The organism is Roseibium aquae (assembly GCF_008711285.1).
GTDB lineage: Bacteria > Pseudomonadota > Alphaproteobacteria > Rhizobiales > Stappiaceae > Roseibium > Roseibium aquae.
In genome coordinates this window covers 107,833-121,902 of the sequence record NZ_VXDC01000010.1, presented here as the reverse complement: position 1 = coordinate 121,902, position 14,070 = coordinate 107,833, and the positions used below count along the sequence as shown (strand labels likewise).

Annotated in this window: 13 protein-coding genes; 7 read left to right on the top strand and 6 right to left on the bottom strand. The window is 64.5% G+C overall.

Features of this window, described 5'->3' with window-relative positions; translation table 11 throughout:
* Window positions 1–87: 87 nt before the first annotated feature.
* Complete coding sequence (locus F0184_RS16280; RefSeq protein ID WP_150497261.1) at window positions 88–978, bottom strand: alpha/beta hydrolase; 891 nt, start codon at window positions 976–978, stop codon at window positions 88–90.
* An 85-nt stretch (window positions 979–1,063) separates the two neighbouring features.
* On the opposite strand from F0184_RS16280, the gene F0184_RS16275 reads away from it, so the two are divergent.
* Complete coding sequence (locus F0184_RS16275) at window positions 1,064–2,014, top strand: AraC family transcriptional regulator (RefSeq protein WP_150497260.1); 951 nt, start codon at window positions 1,064–1,066, stop codon at window positions 2,012–2,014.
* 155 nt (window positions 2,015–2,169) lie between these two features.
* On the opposite strand, the gene F0184_RS16270 is transcribed toward F0184_RS16275, so the two are convergent.
* Together F0184_RS16270 and F0184_RS16265 are read right to left on the bottom strand one after the other, a co-directional pair.
* On the bottom strand, window positions 2,170–3,051 hold the full coding sequence (locus F0184_RS16270; RefSeq protein WP_150497259.1) for a nuclear transport factor 2 family protein: 882 nt from the start codon (window positions 3,049–3,051) through the stop codon (window positions 2,170–2,172).
* Window positions 3,052–3,091: 40 nt separating this feature from the next.
* Window positions 3,092–3,970, bottom strand: coding sequence for an SDR family oxidoreductase (locus F0184_RS16265; protein WP_150497258.1), 879 nt, complete (start codon window positions 3,968–3,970; stop codon window positions 3,092–3,094).
* Window positions 3,971–4,104: 134 nt separating this feature from the next.
* Here F0184_RS16265 and F0184_RS16260 point away from each other — a divergent pair, with 134 nt between their 5' ends.
* Window positions 4,105–4,665, top strand: a complete 561-nt coding sequence (locus F0184_RS16260) for a TetR/AcrR family transcriptional regulator (RefSeq protein ID WP_172972137.1) — start codon at window positions 4,105–4,107, stop codon at window positions 4,663–4,665.
* 363 nt (window positions 4,666–5,028) lie between these two features.
* Here F0184_RS16260 and F0184_RS16255 read toward each other — a convergent pair whose 3' ends face one another.
* Window positions 5,029–5,928 (bottom strand): LysR family transcriptional regulator, encoded by a 900-nt coding sequence (locus tag F0184_RS16255; protein ID WP_150497256.1) that lies wholly within the window; start codon window positions 5,926–5,928, stop codon window positions 5,029–5,031.
* Between the two features lie 126 nt (window positions 5,929–6,054).
* Here F0184_RS16255 and F0184_RS20595 point away from each other — a divergent pair, with 126 nt between their 5' ends.
* From F0184_RS20595 to atzF, 5 genes are read left to right on the top strand one after another with little or no spacing between them, the layout of a single operon-like run.
* On the top strand, window positions 6,055–7,662 hold the full coding sequence (locus tag F0184_RS20595; protein WP_172972136.1) for an ABC transporter substrate-binding protein: 1,608 nt from the start codon (window positions 6,055–6,057) through the stop codon (window positions 7,660–7,662).
* Between the two features lie 3 nt (window positions 7,663–7,665).
* The gene (locus F0184_RS20590) at window positions 7,666–8,691 is read left to right on the top strand and encodes an ABC transporter permease (protein WP_172972135.1); all 1,026 of its coding nucleotides are present in this window, start codon (window positions 7,666–7,668) and stop codon (window positions 8,689–8,691) included.
* The gene (locus tag F0184_RS16245) at window positions 8,688–9,566 is read left to right on the top strand and encodes an ABC transporter permease (protein ID WP_150497255.1); all 879 of its coding nucleotides are present in this window, start codon (window positions 8,688–8,690) and stop codon (window positions 9,564–9,566) included. The genes F0184_RS20590 and F0184_RS16245 overlap by 4 nt, the downstream gene beginning before the upstream one ends.
* Before the next feature lies 1 nt (window position 9,567).
* Window positions 9,568–11,220 carry a dipeptide ABC transporter ATP-binding protein gene (locus F0184_RS16240; protein ID WP_150497254.1) on the top strand — a complete coding sequence of 551 codons (1,653 nt, stop codon included), beginning with the start codon at window positions 9,568–9,570 and terminating at the stop codon, window positions 11,218–11,220.
* 10 nt (window positions 11,221–11,230) lie between these two features.
* The gene (gene atzF, locus F0184_RS16235) at window positions 11,231–13,054 is read left to right on the top strand and encodes an allophanate hydrolase (protein WP_150497253.1); all 1,824 of its coding nucleotides are present in this window, start codon (window positions 11,231–11,233) and stop codon (window positions 13,052–13,054) included.
* A gap of 154 nt (window positions 13,055–13,208) precedes the next feature.
* Here the strand turns inward: atzF and F0184_RS16230 are convergent, their stop codons facing one another.
* Both F0184_RS16230 and F0184_RS16225 read right to left on the bottom strand, forming a co-directional pair.
* Window positions 13,209–13,529, bottom strand: coding sequence for a YnfA family protein (locus F0184_RS16230; protein WP_150497252.1), 321 nt, complete (start codon window positions 13,527–13,529; stop codon window positions 13,209–13,211).
* Complete coding sequence (locus F0184_RS16225) at window positions 13,526–14,062, bottom strand: Crp/Fnr family transcriptional regulator (protein ID WP_172972134.1); 537 nt, start codon at window positions 14,060–14,062, stop codon at window positions 13,526–13,528. Before F0184_RS16225 ends, F0184_RS16230 begins: the two co-directional genes overlap by 4 nt.
* Between the last annotated feature and the right edge of the window lie 8 nt (window positions 14,063–14,070).

Sequence of the window (14,070 nt, the reverse complement as noted above, 5' to 3'; positions counted from 1 at the left end):
GCGAAAGCGCAAATCCATGTCACGGGAAGCGACAGGGTGGGCGGGGGCGGGTATATGTCCCGCCCCGGCTGGTCTGTGCATCAGCGCCTACGATGCGACGGCGCGCAGGGGAAAGACGCCCCTGGCGCCAGTTTGGGCTGCGATGAAGTCGAGCGCCTTCCGTGCGACGGACTCCCATCCGCTGTCGATGATGAGCGAATGTCCGGCCTGCGGCAGGGACACGAGCTCTGTCGTCGAGGGATTGCGCTTCTGGATGCGATAGGCCGCACGGCTCATGGCTGCGGGAACCGTGTGGTCCTTCTCCGCGGCGACGATCAGCAGCGGACCGCGGTTTTCGGCGCGGCGCGGCACGCGCGCCTCGGTCCAGGGATTGACGTTGGCCAGCCCGGACTGGAACAGCGGCCGACCCGGCGCCGGCACGTGATGCTCCGCGTAGAGACGGGTCGCCTCGGCGTCGTCCAGCGTGTTGGCAAAGCCATAGCGGAATTGCGCTGGGGTCAGTTGCTTGGCCCGGCGGGCGTTCAGCGGGTTCGACAGGACCGGGAAGCCCGAGCGCAGCGCGGCCAGCGGCAGCGGCAGCACCCCGCGGAACGGCGCGGGCGAGATAGCTACCGTGGCGGGCGCGCCGACCTTGGCGGCGAGCATCTGCACCAGGAGCCCGCCCATCGAATGGCCAATCAAGATCGGCTTGCGGTCCAGGGCGCCGACGATGGTTTCCAGATGCGACAGGATCGTGCCGATGGAGTTGCCCGCCAGAGCCTCGGGGTTGGCCCGTGCGGCCTCTGGCGTGGCCGGGTCGCCCGGCCAATCCGCGGCGATGGGGGCGTAGCCGGCGGCGTCGAACATTTCGGCCCAACGCTGCCAGGAGCCCGCGAGTAGCCACAGCCCATGGACGAAAAGGACGGGTTGGCGTCCGCTGGCATTGGCCGCGTCGATTTCGGTCTGTTCGCGGCGGGACAGGGTGTTTGCGTCGGTCATTGGGTTTCTCCTTCTGATGTCTTGGAAGTGAGACACTTCCTTGTTTCGATGATCCGATAGATGCTTTGTCCGCAGGAGACTCACCATGATCGAAAGAGCGGAAGATCTAGCAAGAACACCAAATGGCGGTGCGGACCCGCTGTCCGCGGTGCTGAGCATCGTGCGGGCGCGGGGGGACCGCGCCGCTGTGCTTGCACCTAGGCGGCCGCAGAGCCTGATGTTTCCCGCGCGCATGCCCTGCCTACACCATGTTCAGAGCGGCGAAATCGTCATCCGGGCCGGGTCAGCAGATCCGGTCACACTTCGCGCGAATGAACTGGCTTTGCTCTTGCGTGGCGATGCGCACCGGGTCGATCTGAACGGAGGGGGCGTCGCGCGGAGCATCGACGAGTTTCTCGATGCGGACATGAGCGTGACGGAGGCGGGCCCTTCCGAGACGTCCACGAAGGCGTTCTGGGGGAGTTTCAGTTTCGATAGCGATCTTGCCACCAGGGTTCTCCAGCCGCTGCCGCCCGTCATCGTCCTCAGCGATCTGAAGGACCACCCCATCGAATGGCTCGACCTGGTCTGCGACTTGATCCTGCAGGAAAACGCGGCCGGCCGGCCGGGCGCGGCGGTGATGGTCTCGCGGCTCCTCGACCTCCTTCTCATCCAGATCCTGCGAAGGTGGGCGCAGTCCGCCAACAGCCTTCCCGGCTGGCTCGCGGCCGCGAAAGACGACCGGATCGCGCGCGCCGTTGCGGCCATTCACCAGGACCCGGCACAGGACTGGACAAACGAGCGGCTGGCGACCCTGGCGGGCATGTCGAAATCGAGCTTCGTGGAGCGATTCCGTCAGGTCATGGGCCAACAGCCTGGGAGCTATCTTCGGCACTGGCGTCTGGATCGGGCTGCAGAGGCGCTCCAGCATTCGACCGCCACGATCGACGGAATCGCCGCAACGGTCGGCTACGCCTCTCAGGAGGCCTTCAGCCGCGCATTCCAAAGCAGGTTCGGCGCATCTCCCTCGGCCTGGCGGGTGGCCCGCTCCCGATAGTGAAGGCATTGAAGAGTGGAGAACGTCCGATCCCGGTCCCGTCGCCTCCGCCATCAAACGCGACCGGGATCGAATAAGGTGCAGAGCTTTCCAGCGGGATTGGCGCACGTTAAGACCCGGCGCGGGCGCGCCGGGGCATTCTGGTTTCGCCGCAGTTATTTCCCGATCGACTCCGGGCCGACGCCCTCAAACCCGGTGAACATACCATTTGTGTTGGCCAAGCCCTCGGTCGGGACGGGCTGAATTACATCCCAATGCTCGACGATCATGCCGTCTTCCATCCGGAACAGGTCGTAGAAGGCGTTCGTCGTGCCGTTCCACTGGCCTTCGCTGACGGTCAGGACGAAGTTGCCCTCGCCCAACACCGCGTGGATCTCGGTGTATTGGAACATGTTGTTCTGCGCGGTCAGCGTTTCAACCGCCGCGATGATCCCCTCGAGCCCGTCCGCGATATTCGGGTTATGCTGGGCATAGCTCTCCGCGCTGATGTACTCGGTGATCCTGGCCGGGTTCTTGCCCATCAGCACATCTTGGACCAAAGCGACGGCCAGAGCCTTGTTCGCCTCGGTCTGGTCCAGATCGGTCACTTCGGTCGGGCCGTCGGTCTGGGTTCTGCCGCCGGCGGTTTCCGTGACGAGGGGCTGCAATGCATCCCAGTGTTCGGCGACTTTGCCGTTCTCGTCCACGCGGATGATGTCAAAGGACACCATCGTATCCGCACCAAACGGCGCGGCATTGCGCCAGATATTGTGCATGAAGACATAGTTGCCGTCTTCGAACATGCGAATGTTCTCGGCGGTCGTGCCCGCCTCGGCCAGCACGGGCAGAAGGCCGATGAAGGGCTCAAGCCCTGTCGGGATGAAGGGGTTGTGCTGGATGTAATCCGGGTTGGCCAATTCCCGCATCGTGTCGACGTCCCCTTGCAGGACAGCGCCCAGAAACGCGCCGACAATCGGCTTGATGGACGCGGTGTCATCGGCAAGGGCACCGGTGGCAAGCAAAGCGGTGGCTGCGGCAGCAGTAAGGGTCTTTTTCATTGGATTGGTTCCTTTTTCAGGGGGTGGGAATGGGGGTTGGTCAGGCGTCAACGCCGCCGAGCACGGTGTCGAGCTGCATCTCTTTCAAAAGCGCGTCTTGGCGCGGCTGGGTGAAGGCGTTTACCTCATCGACGCCCCATGTGATGCCGACGACCGTGCGGGTCGGGCGCTTGCCCGGCGCGGCATCGGCCAGTGACAGATAGGCATCGACCACCAGTTGCGGGTCGGGCGCCTGATCGCTGGCCAGCATCTGGGCAAAACCTGCGACCATGGCATCAGGCACCTGCCCAAGGTCGCCATAGGATGCCAGCACATCCGCGCGGGCGGGCGGCTTGCCGGCGGCGAGCAGGTTCGAGGGGAACGGGCCCGGCTCGACCAGCGACACGTCGATGCCGAAGGGGGCCACCTCGTAACGCAGGCTTTGGCTGTAGGCCTCAAGCGCGTGTTTCGTGGCGCAATAGGTGCCGAAGAAGGGAACCGAGACCCGCCCGGCAATCGAACTGGTGTTGATGATGAGGCCCGAACCTGCGGCACGCATCGACGGCAGCACCGCCTGCATCGCGCGGATAGCCCCAAAATAATTGGTGTCCATCTGTTCCGCAGCCTGCGCGACGGAATAGGCCTCGGTCATGCCGATATACATGATGCCCGCGTTGTTGATCAGGATGTCGACGGTGCCTTCGGCCAGAATGGTGGCAAACCCCTCGGCCACCGAGGCGTCGCTCGTGACGTCCATTTCGGCGATGGTGATGCGCGGCGAATAGCCCTCAAGCTCGGCCTTCTTGGCGGCGTTACGGCCGCCCGTGTCGCGCATCGTGCCCCAGACGCGGTCGCCACGGTCTGCAAAGGCCCGCACGGCCGCCGCGCCAAAGCCGCTGTTCGCGCCTGTAACGACGATCGACCGTCTTGTTTCCTGCATGGGTGACCCTCCTGATTGCGCGTTGTGTTACCGACTGGTACGAATATTATGTACGCTTCGTCAAGAATAAAATACCGCATGGTCCGAAAATGAATTGTGATGATCCCAAACCCACCCGTGGCAGGCCACGAACGATGAACGCCGAGAGGGTGCTCGACGGTGCGATGCGCGCCTACTGGCACAGCGATCCGGCCGACGTGTCGGTCAACGCGATCTGCCAGATGGCGGGCATCTCCAAGCCCTCGCTCTACCGCGAGTTCGGGAGCGAGGACGGGCTGTCGCGCGCAGTGCTCGACCGCTATGCCGAACTGGTGCTGTCGGAAGTGTTTGTGGTGCTGCACGGCGGGCATGGGCTGCACCAGACGCTTGCCGCGCTGATCGACTTCGCCAGCGACGATCCCCGGATGGAAACTGGCTGCCTGTTCTACAAGATGCGCGCGGGCAAGCACCGGCTGGGGCCCGAAACGCGGGCGCGGGTGGAGGAGATCGACGCCGCCGCGCAGGCGGCTTATGCGGGATTCCTGCAAGCTGCCCGCGATGCTGGGGAGTGGCCCGACGGGCTATCGGTCGAGGCCGGGGCCAAGTACCTCGGCGAGCAGATCGCGCTGGCTATTACCCAACGCGCCTCGGGCGAAGACAAAGCCCGCATCCGCGAGATGCTGACACTGGCGCTGTCGGTCTTCGAGCGGGGATGATGGACTCGGGATGAGGGGCCCTTACGGATGACGGAGGTGACACGCGCCACGCCATCAGCAAAGGCGGGCAGGACGACGAGAAAGTTCCTTTCATTCTTCAGTCTGAGATGGAGAACGTCCGATCCCGGACCCATCCCATCCGCCACTTCTGCGCGAGCTCTTGATATTTAAAAAATCAATTATTTAGTCAGCGCCGATCCTGAACGTCCACACACGTTTTCCCCACACGCTTTCGATCTCTCCTGAAACAGGGCTCAACCATCACTCGAACATGGTGCCCGACTTGGCCTTTGTTCTAGCGGCCGGTGTGCGGCCTGCCGTTGCGGTCGGAGCGCTCTCAACCGTTCCACGCACCGACCGCCCTCACACGTTCGGCATGTTGGCGAGAGCGAGGGCGACCTGATCGGCGAAGCGCGATGTCGCCACTGAAAGCACGCGCCCCCGCATCTGCCCTAGAAGCAGGTTTCCCGGCGGCATGTCACGGCCGGAGATCGGCCGGAAAATCAGGCTCTTGTCTTGCGAGGACAGGCCAATCGGGATCTGGAAGCCGATGGCCCTTTCATGCACCACGTAGTAGCGGATCAGCTCGAAGGATTCGGTTTCGACCACCGGGGTCACGCGCCGCCCGATGGCTTTGGCGGCCGTATCCAGCAACCCCCGCACGCCATATTTCTGCGCCGGCGCGATATGCGGATGATCGAGACAATCGCGCAGCCGCAATTCCGGCCGGCCGGCCAGGGGATGGTCCGGGGCGAACAATGCGCAGACCGGCTGCGGGACGGCGTGAAGCACAGTGAAATCGACCAGCACGCGCGGCTCGAAGACAAGGGCGAGATCGCTGCGGAAACTGACCAGTTCCGCCTCCGCCTGCTCGCGATCGCGCACGTTGACGGCGAAGGTGACACCGGGATGGGCCGTGCGGTAGGCGGCGATCTGCTGCGGCAGGAAAAACGGCAGGAGGGCTTGGGAACAGGCGATGGTGACATGGCCCCGGCGCACCCCCCGCAGGTCGGCGACCTGGCTTTGCACCCGCGCCAGGTCCGAGAGCTGCGCCCTGAAATGCTGCAGCACAAGTTCTCCTGCCGCGTTCAGCCGCACACCGCGCGGCAGCCGTTCGAAGATCTGCGACCCGAATTCCCGCTCGAACCGGGCCAGCCGCCGGTTCAGGGCCGAAGCCGTGATGTTCGAATCCTCCGCCGCCTTGCGGATGGAGCCGGCGCGCGCGATCGCCTCAATCAGGCGGAATGTCTCCAGGTGCTGCATCGCGGCTTTTCCTGACTGGTGCGTTGAATGCACCAGATCGGTGAAAACATAGCATTTTTCGAACTGCCCGCAAGCTGCCATCCTGCCGGTCGGGATCAATGACCGACGCCGAGAGGGCTGCCACCGATGACCACCAACCGAAGAGATTTCCTGAAACTGACCGCAGCCGCCGGCGGTGCGGCGATGACACCCTTCGCCTGGGCCACGCAAGCGGCCGCGCAAGGGCTGGACACCATGGTCGTGGCCTCGGGCCAGACGATCAACAGCCTCGATCTGCATCGGACGGGCACCAACCGGGCCAGCTATCAGGTTGCGATCAACTGCTATGACCGGCTTGTCGGCTTCGGGTCGCGCCAGTTGCCGACCGGCGAAATGTCCTATGACTACGACACCATCGTCCCGGAACTGGCAGAGAGCTGGGTCATTTCCGACGATGGTCTTGTCTTCACCTTCACACTGAAGCCCGGCGCCACCTTCACCGATGGCAGCCCCGTGACCGCGGCTGATGTGAAATGGTCGTTCGACCGCGCGGTATCGGTCGGAGGCTTCCCCTCGACCCAGATGCGCGCGGGCGGGTTCTTCCGGCCGGACCAGTTCGAAGCGGTGGACGATCGCACCTTCGTTCTGCGGCTTGACTATCCGTCGAAGCTGTCGCTGCCCAACCTTGCCGTTCCGGTGCCTTTCATCATCAATTCCGCTGTCGCGAAGGCCAACGCGACCGAGGCAGACCCGTGGGCGACCGAATACCTGCACACCAACACGGCTGGATCAGGCGCCTATACCGTTACGCGCTGGGATCAGGGCCAGCAGATTGTCTATGACCGCAACGACGCCTGGGTCGGAGGGCCGCTGCCGGAGATCCGGCGCGTCATCATGCGCGAGGTGCCAAACAATTCGACCCGCCGTGCCCTGATCGAACGGGGCGACGTGCAGGTGTCTTTCGACATCCCGGACCGCGACGCCTCCGAATTGGTGGGCACCGTTGACGTGTTCTCGACGCCGATCGAGAACTGCATTCATTGCGCCTGTCTCAACACGCGGTTCGAGCCCTTCCAGGATCCCGAGGTGCGCAAGGCCATCGCCTACGCGATGCCCTACGAGGCGATCTTCCAGTCTGCCGCCTATGGCCGTGGCGCTCCGATGTGGGGGGGCGGGACAGAGATCACCGATACCGCCTGGCCGCGCCCTTTTCCCTATGTCACGGATATGGAGAAAGCCCGGGCCCATTTGGCGGCGTCCAGCTTTTCCGCCGGTTTCCCGGTGCAGATGTCGATCAGTCTCGACCTGGCCAGCTGGATGGAGCCAACGGCCCTGCTGATCCAGGAAAGCCTCGGGCGGATCGGCATCACCACCACCATCGAACGCATCCCGGGCGCAAATTGGCGTACCGTGGCGCTGGTTGAAAAGTCGCTCGATTTCCACCTCGAGAATTTCGGCGGGTGGCTGAACACGCCCGACTACTACTTCTTCTGGGCCTATCAGAAAGACCGCCTGTTCAACTCCTCCAACTATGACAATGAAGAGGTGCACGAGCTCACCGAGCGCAGCTTGCACATGTCGATGGACGATCCCGAGTGGGCGCCGCTGGTCAAGCGGATGTTCGAGATCGTGATCGAGGACCTCCCGCGGATCCCGCTCTATCAGCCGGCGCTGAACGTGGCGGTCAACGGGGCCTCCGGTTACGAGTTCTGGTTTCACCGCCAGCTCGACCCGCGCCGCATGAAGGGGGTGTGAATCATGACCGGGCGGACGCGCGCGATCGGGATGCGGCTGGCGCAGACAGTGCCGGTGATTATCGGGGTCATCGTGATCAGCTTCATCCTGACCCGCGCGCTGCCCGGCGATCCGGCGGTCTATTTCGCCGGAGCGATGGCGGATGAACAATCCATCCAGCAGGTGCGCGAGGCGCTGGGCCTCGACAAGCCTCTGGTGACGCAGTTTTTTCTGTATGTCGGCGATCTGGCGCAGGGTGATCTCGGCCGGTCCATCAGCACGGGGCAACCGGTGCTGACGGACCTCGCCATGCGGTTGCCCGCCTCGCTGGAACTGACCCTCTCGGCACTGGTGCTGTCCTGCCTTATCGCCATACCGTTGGGCGTCCTGGCGGCGGTGCGGCAGGGGTCGTGGGTCGATCACCTGTGCCGATTGTTGGTCACCGCCGGTGTGTCGCTGCCCACTTTCTTCACCGGCATCATGCTGGTCTACATCTTCTACTATCTTCTGGGCTGGGCGCCGTCGCCTTTGGGGCGTCTCGACTTCATCTATCTCGAGCCGCCGCGCGTTACCGGCTTCTTCCTGATCGACAGCTTGTTGGCGGGCGATCCCGAGACCTTCGCCGCAGCCCTGCGTCAACTGGCGCTTCCCGCGATCACGCTGGCCCTGTTCACGCTGGCCCCCATCGCGCGGATGACCCGCGCGGCGATGCTGCAAGCCTTGTCATCCGACTATATCCGCACTGCCCGGGCTGCCGGCCTGTCGCGCAGCAAGGTCCTGTTCGGCTATGGTTTGCGGAACGCGTTGCTGCCTGTGGTGACCACACTGGGCATGGTGTTTTCCTTCGTGCTCGGCGCCAACGTGCTTGTGGAAAAAGTCTTTGCCTGGCCCGGCATCGGGTCCTACGCGGTCGAGGCGCTGGTCGCTTCGGACTACGCCGCAGTGCAGGGCTTCGTGCTCGCGATGGCATTTCTCTTTGTCACCCTCAACCTCATCATCGACCTCAGCTACGCGCTGATCGATCCGCGCATCGGGTTCGACACCAAATGACCGACGCTACCGACATTCCGGGCCGCAAGCCCGATGGGGCTTGGGCGCATCTGCTTCACGTGCTGCGCGAGAACCCGGTGACCATGCTGTCCTTTGGCTTGTTCGCCTTCTTCCTGCTCCAGGCCTTCTTCGGCGCGCTGATCGTGCCGCATGATCCGCTGGCCACAAATGCGGCGAACGCCTTGCAACCTCCGGATTGGACGCATTGGTTCGGCACTGACAGTCTGGGACGGGACGTCTTTTCCCGCGTCGTGGTGGCAACACGGCTCGACCTGATGATTTCGGTGCTGGCCGTGGCGATCTCCTTCGCGGTCGGTTCGGTGCTGGGGGCCGTCGCCGGCTACTGGGGCGGCTGGATCGATGCGGCGCTGAACCGGGTCTTGGACACGATCATGGCCTTCCCGCTGTTCGTGCTGGCCATGGGGATCGTCGCAGCCCTTGGAAACTCGATCGAGAACATCATCTATGCCACGGCGCTGATCAACATCCCCTTTTACGCCCGCCTTGTGCGCGCCGAGGTCAATATCCGGCGCGAGGCCGGTTTTGCCCTGGCCGCGCGCCTTTCCGGCAACTCCCATTTCCGCACGCTGGCCTTTCACATTTTCCCCAACGCCCTTCCGCCGATGATGGTGCAGGTCTCGTTGAACATGGGATGGGCGATCCTGAACGCGGCGGGCCTCTCGTTCATCGGGCTTGGCGTGCGCCCGCCCACGCCTGAATGGGGGATCATGGTCGCGGAAGGCGCCAATTACATCATTTCAGGCCATTGGTGGGTCGCGTTGTTTCCGGGGCTGTGGCTGATGCTTGCGGTCTTCACCTTCAACCTGATGGGCGACGGTCTGCGCGACCTTGTCGATCCCAGGCGGAGAACCTGACATGTTGAGTGTGACAAATCTGTCGGTCAGCTTCCGCACGCGGCGGGGCGAGGTGAACGCGGTGCGCGGGATCAGCTTCGATCTGGGACGCGGCGAAACGCTTGGGATCGTGGGCGAGAGCGGGTCGGGAAAATCGGTGACGTCCTACGCCCTCTTGCGGATCCTCGATGCGGGCGGGACGATCCGCGCGGGTGACGTCACCTATGGCGGAGTAGACCTGCGCGCGGCCAGTGAACGGGACATGCGCGACATCCGCGGGCGCGAGATCTCGATGATATTCCAGAACCCGCGCGCGGCTCTCAACCCGATCCGGAAAGTCGGCCACCAGATTGAGGACGTCCTGCGCCAGCATGGCCGCGCCACAAGACAGGACGCCCGCGCCAAGGCCATCAAGGCGCTGGCGGACGTTCGCATCAACGACCCCGCGGCACGCTACGATGCTTACCCCTTCGAGCTGTCGGGCGGCATGTGCCAGCGCATCGTGATCGCCATAGCCCTCGCATGCGACCCAAAGCTGCTGATCGCGGACGAGCCGACCACCGGGCTCGACATCACCACGCAGAAAACGGTGATGGATCTGTCGCGGGATCTGATCCGCGCGCGCGGCATGTCCTCGATCCTCATTACCCACGATCTGGGGCTGGCGGCGGAATACTGCGACCGGCTGGCAGTTATGAAGGACGGCGAGATCGTGGAGACGGGGATTGCGGCGGCCGTGTTCGCGGCGCCGCAGCATCCCTATACCGCACGGCTGGTGGACGCGACGCCGCGCCCCGGTTTGGGGCTGCGGGACCTTTTGCCAGCCAAGGCGCGCACCCCACTGCCGGGGCACGCGCCGGGCGAGCGCACGCTGGTGCAGGTGCGCGATCTGGTCAAGACCTACCCGGGCAAGTCCGGCCCGGTCCACGCGGTCAAGGGCATCTCCTTCACCATCCGGGAGGGGCAAAGCGTCGGCCTGGTTGGCGAGAGTGGGTGTGGCAAGTCAACCACGTCTTCGATCCTGGTCCGTCTGCTGGACCGTACCTCGGGCGATATCCTGTTCGAAGGCGTGGATATCGCGGATATCCCAGCGGAAAGGTTCGTGCGCGACAAGCGGCGCAGTCAGATCCAGATGGTGTTCCAGGACGCCACTGACAGCCTGAATCCCCGCCATTCCGCCCGGCAGACCATCGCCGATCCGATCCTTCGGATGAGCGATCTGCGCGGCGCCCGTTTGACAGCGCGGATAGAGGAACTGGCGACCCTGTGCGGCCTGCCGCTGCCCTTGCTCGATCGCTTTCCTCATCAGCTTTCGGGCGGGCAGAAGGCGCGGGTGGGGATTGCGCGGGCCATTGCGCTCGATCCGAAATTCCTCATTCTGGATGAACCGACAGCCGCGCTTGATGTGTCCATACAAGCTGTGGTGCTGAACCTTTTGGCCGACTTGCGGGCACGGCTGGGTATGACGTACCTCTTCGTCAGCCATGATCTGAACGTGGTGCGCCTGCTGTGTGACCACGTAATTGTCATGCAAGGCGGTGAGATCGTCGAGCAGGGCCCCACCGCGCAGGTCATGGACACACCAAGCCACCCCTATACGCGTAATCTTCTGGCCGCCGCACCAAGGCCGCCCGTGCTCGCTGCTCCCATGACGGACCAACCAGCCGCCCAATAAGAGACGACCCATGATACCACCACTCAGCGATCTACCCTTCACCCTCGACGCACTGCGCGATGCCTACGCGGCGGGCGTGGCGCCCGCGGAGGTCATGATCGAAGCTCTCGCCCGATTGGCAGCCGTGGATGATCCGGCGATTTTCATCCACCTTGCCAGCTCCGAACAGCTGTCAGCGCAGGCTGCTGCCCTCGGGCCGTATGATCCGGCCCGTCCGCTTTGGGGGATGCCTTTTGCGGTCAAGGACAATATCGACGTGGCCGGCATGCCCACGACCGCCGCGTGCCCGAACTATGCCTATACCGCGGCCGAGGATGCCTTTGTCGTGGCCCGTTTGCGCGCCGCCGGTGCCATTCCCATCGGCAAGACGAATCTCGACCAGTTCGCCACGGGTCTTGTTGGCGTGCGGTCCCCCTACGGCGTCCCGCGCAATGCACTGGACGCGGAGATCGTGCCGGGCGGATCGTCCTCGGGGTCGGCCGTTGTGGTGGCGCACGGCATTGTGCCCTTTGCGCTCGGCACCGATACCGCGGGGTCCGGTCGGGTGCCCGCTGCGCTGAACGGGATCGTCGGGCTGAAGCCGAGCCTCGGCGCGCTGTCGGCCAGCGGTGTGGTGCCCGCCTGCCGGACACTTGACACGATCTCGATCTTCGCGCTCACCGTCGCGGACGCTTTTGACGTGTTGCGTACCGCCACTGCCTTTGATCCGGCCGATGCCTATTCCCGCCCCATGCCGGCCGCCGCGATGCCGGTCCCGGCACCCGCGCCGCGCATCACCGCGCCGGATGCCGCCAGCCTGATTTTCTTTGGCGACGATGCGCAGGCGGCGGATTTCGAGGCGACCCTGACGACGCTGGCCGAGGGCGGTGCCCGGATCGACCGGGTCGACTTCTCGCCCTTTTATGACGTTGCACGGATGCTCTATGACGGCGCATGGATCGCCGAGCGCTATGCAGCCATCGAAGATCTGATGATGACCGAGCCGGACTCCATTCATCCCGTGACCCGTGCCATCATCGCAAAAGCCGAGACTCAGAGCGCGGTGGATGCCTTCAAAGGCCTGTACCGGCTGGCCGATTTGCGCCGCGCCTGCGCGCCAATCCTCCACGCTACGGATATGCTGTGTGTCCCGACGATCCCGACCTTCGCAACACGCGCCGAGCTTGATGAAGATCCGATCACCCCCAATTCCAACCTCGGGACCTACACAAATTTCGTCAACCTGCTGGACCTTTGCGCCTTGGCGGTGCCAACCGGCCGCCGCCGGGACGGACGCCCTGGCAGCGTCACCTTTATCGCGCCAGCGGGCGCGGATGGCGTGATTGCCGCGCAGGGCCAGCGCCTAACCCAGGCCCGCTGCCCGATGCTTGGGGCGACGGGGATGATAACCCCTGATCTGCCCGACCCAGCGCCCTGGCCCGTGTCCGCAAGCGAGATGGCGCTTGCTGTCTGTGGAGCCCACATGTCCGGATTGCCGCTCAACCATGAACTGACATCACGCGGCGCGCGGTTCTTGAGGGCCACACGGACGGCTCCCTGCTACGCTCTTTTTGCCTTGCCAGGGGGACCTCCCGCCCGTCCTGGCCTGTGCCGGTGCGACGATGAACACGGCACTTCCATCGCACTGGAAGTCTGGGCGATCCCGAAGGACGCTGTGGGCGATTTTATCGCCGGTATCCCCGCGCCGCTCGTGATCGGTACCGTCGAGATCGAGGACGGATCACAGGTGAAGGGCTTCCTTTGCGAGGCAAGCGGCAAACGACATGGCGAAGATATCAGTGTCTTTGGCGGCTGGAGAAGCTTTCTGGATCGGGACACAAAAGTGCTGGCCTGAAGACCTCCGGTCTTTTCTCCTGAGCCAGGGTCCGAACAGTGGACACCGCCGGTCTGCGATACGCCTCCGGCGGCATGCAGGCCGGCCTGAACAACGCGTGGGCCATGCCGAGGGGCTTCAGCTCCGGACGCTTCCCGCGCGGCGGGTGCACCCTTCAGCCGCGCTGCGGCAGGAGGATCACCGCGCTGCCGATGAGGCAGAGGGCGAGGCCAATGGTGTCCCAGCGGTCGGGCCGGTGCCCCTCGATCAGCCACATCCACAGCATCGAGCTCGCGATGTAGACGCCGCCATAGGCGGCATAGGCACGCCCCGCCAGCGCGCTGTCCGCGCGCGTCAAGACGAACGCGAAGAGCGCGAGACTTGCAATGCCCGGAATCAACCAGAGCGCCGACTTGTCCAGCCGGGCCCAGGCCCAGAAGGCGAAGCATCCCGCGATTTCCGCGAGCGCCGCGATCCAGAACCAGATGAAGGTCATGCAGGTTTCTCCGAGCGCCGACGCGACAATTCGCGATAGAGCGCCTCCCGGGTGACGCCCAGTTCGGCGGCCACCTCCTGCCAGCGGCCCTTGTCCGGCAGGCTGTGGCCTTCGGCAAGCCAGGCGTCGAGACGCTCCGCAACCTTCGGCAACGACCGGATTTCGGCGCGCAGGCGCGCCGCCTGCACGCTGCGCGCCAAGTTCCTCGCCCAGAGCTCTGCAAGGTCGGGGTCGGACCTCAGACGCGCCACGAATACGTGGCGCGGCAGGAGCGCCGCCACGCACGGCTCCGCCGCCACCGCATCGCAATGATAGGCGTCCGACCAAGCGGACGCCTCTGCCAGGATCCGCCCAGGCCCGGCGCGCTGCAGGATCATCCTCAGCCCATGCCTCGTATGGCGGACCAGATTGGCACTTCCGGCTCGGAGCAGGATCATTGACACCACCGGATCACCGGCGCGGAACAGCAGATCTCCAGCGGCGAATTCGCGCGCGGCCGCATCGACAAAAAAAGGCTCGAACAGGTCGGACATGATCCCCA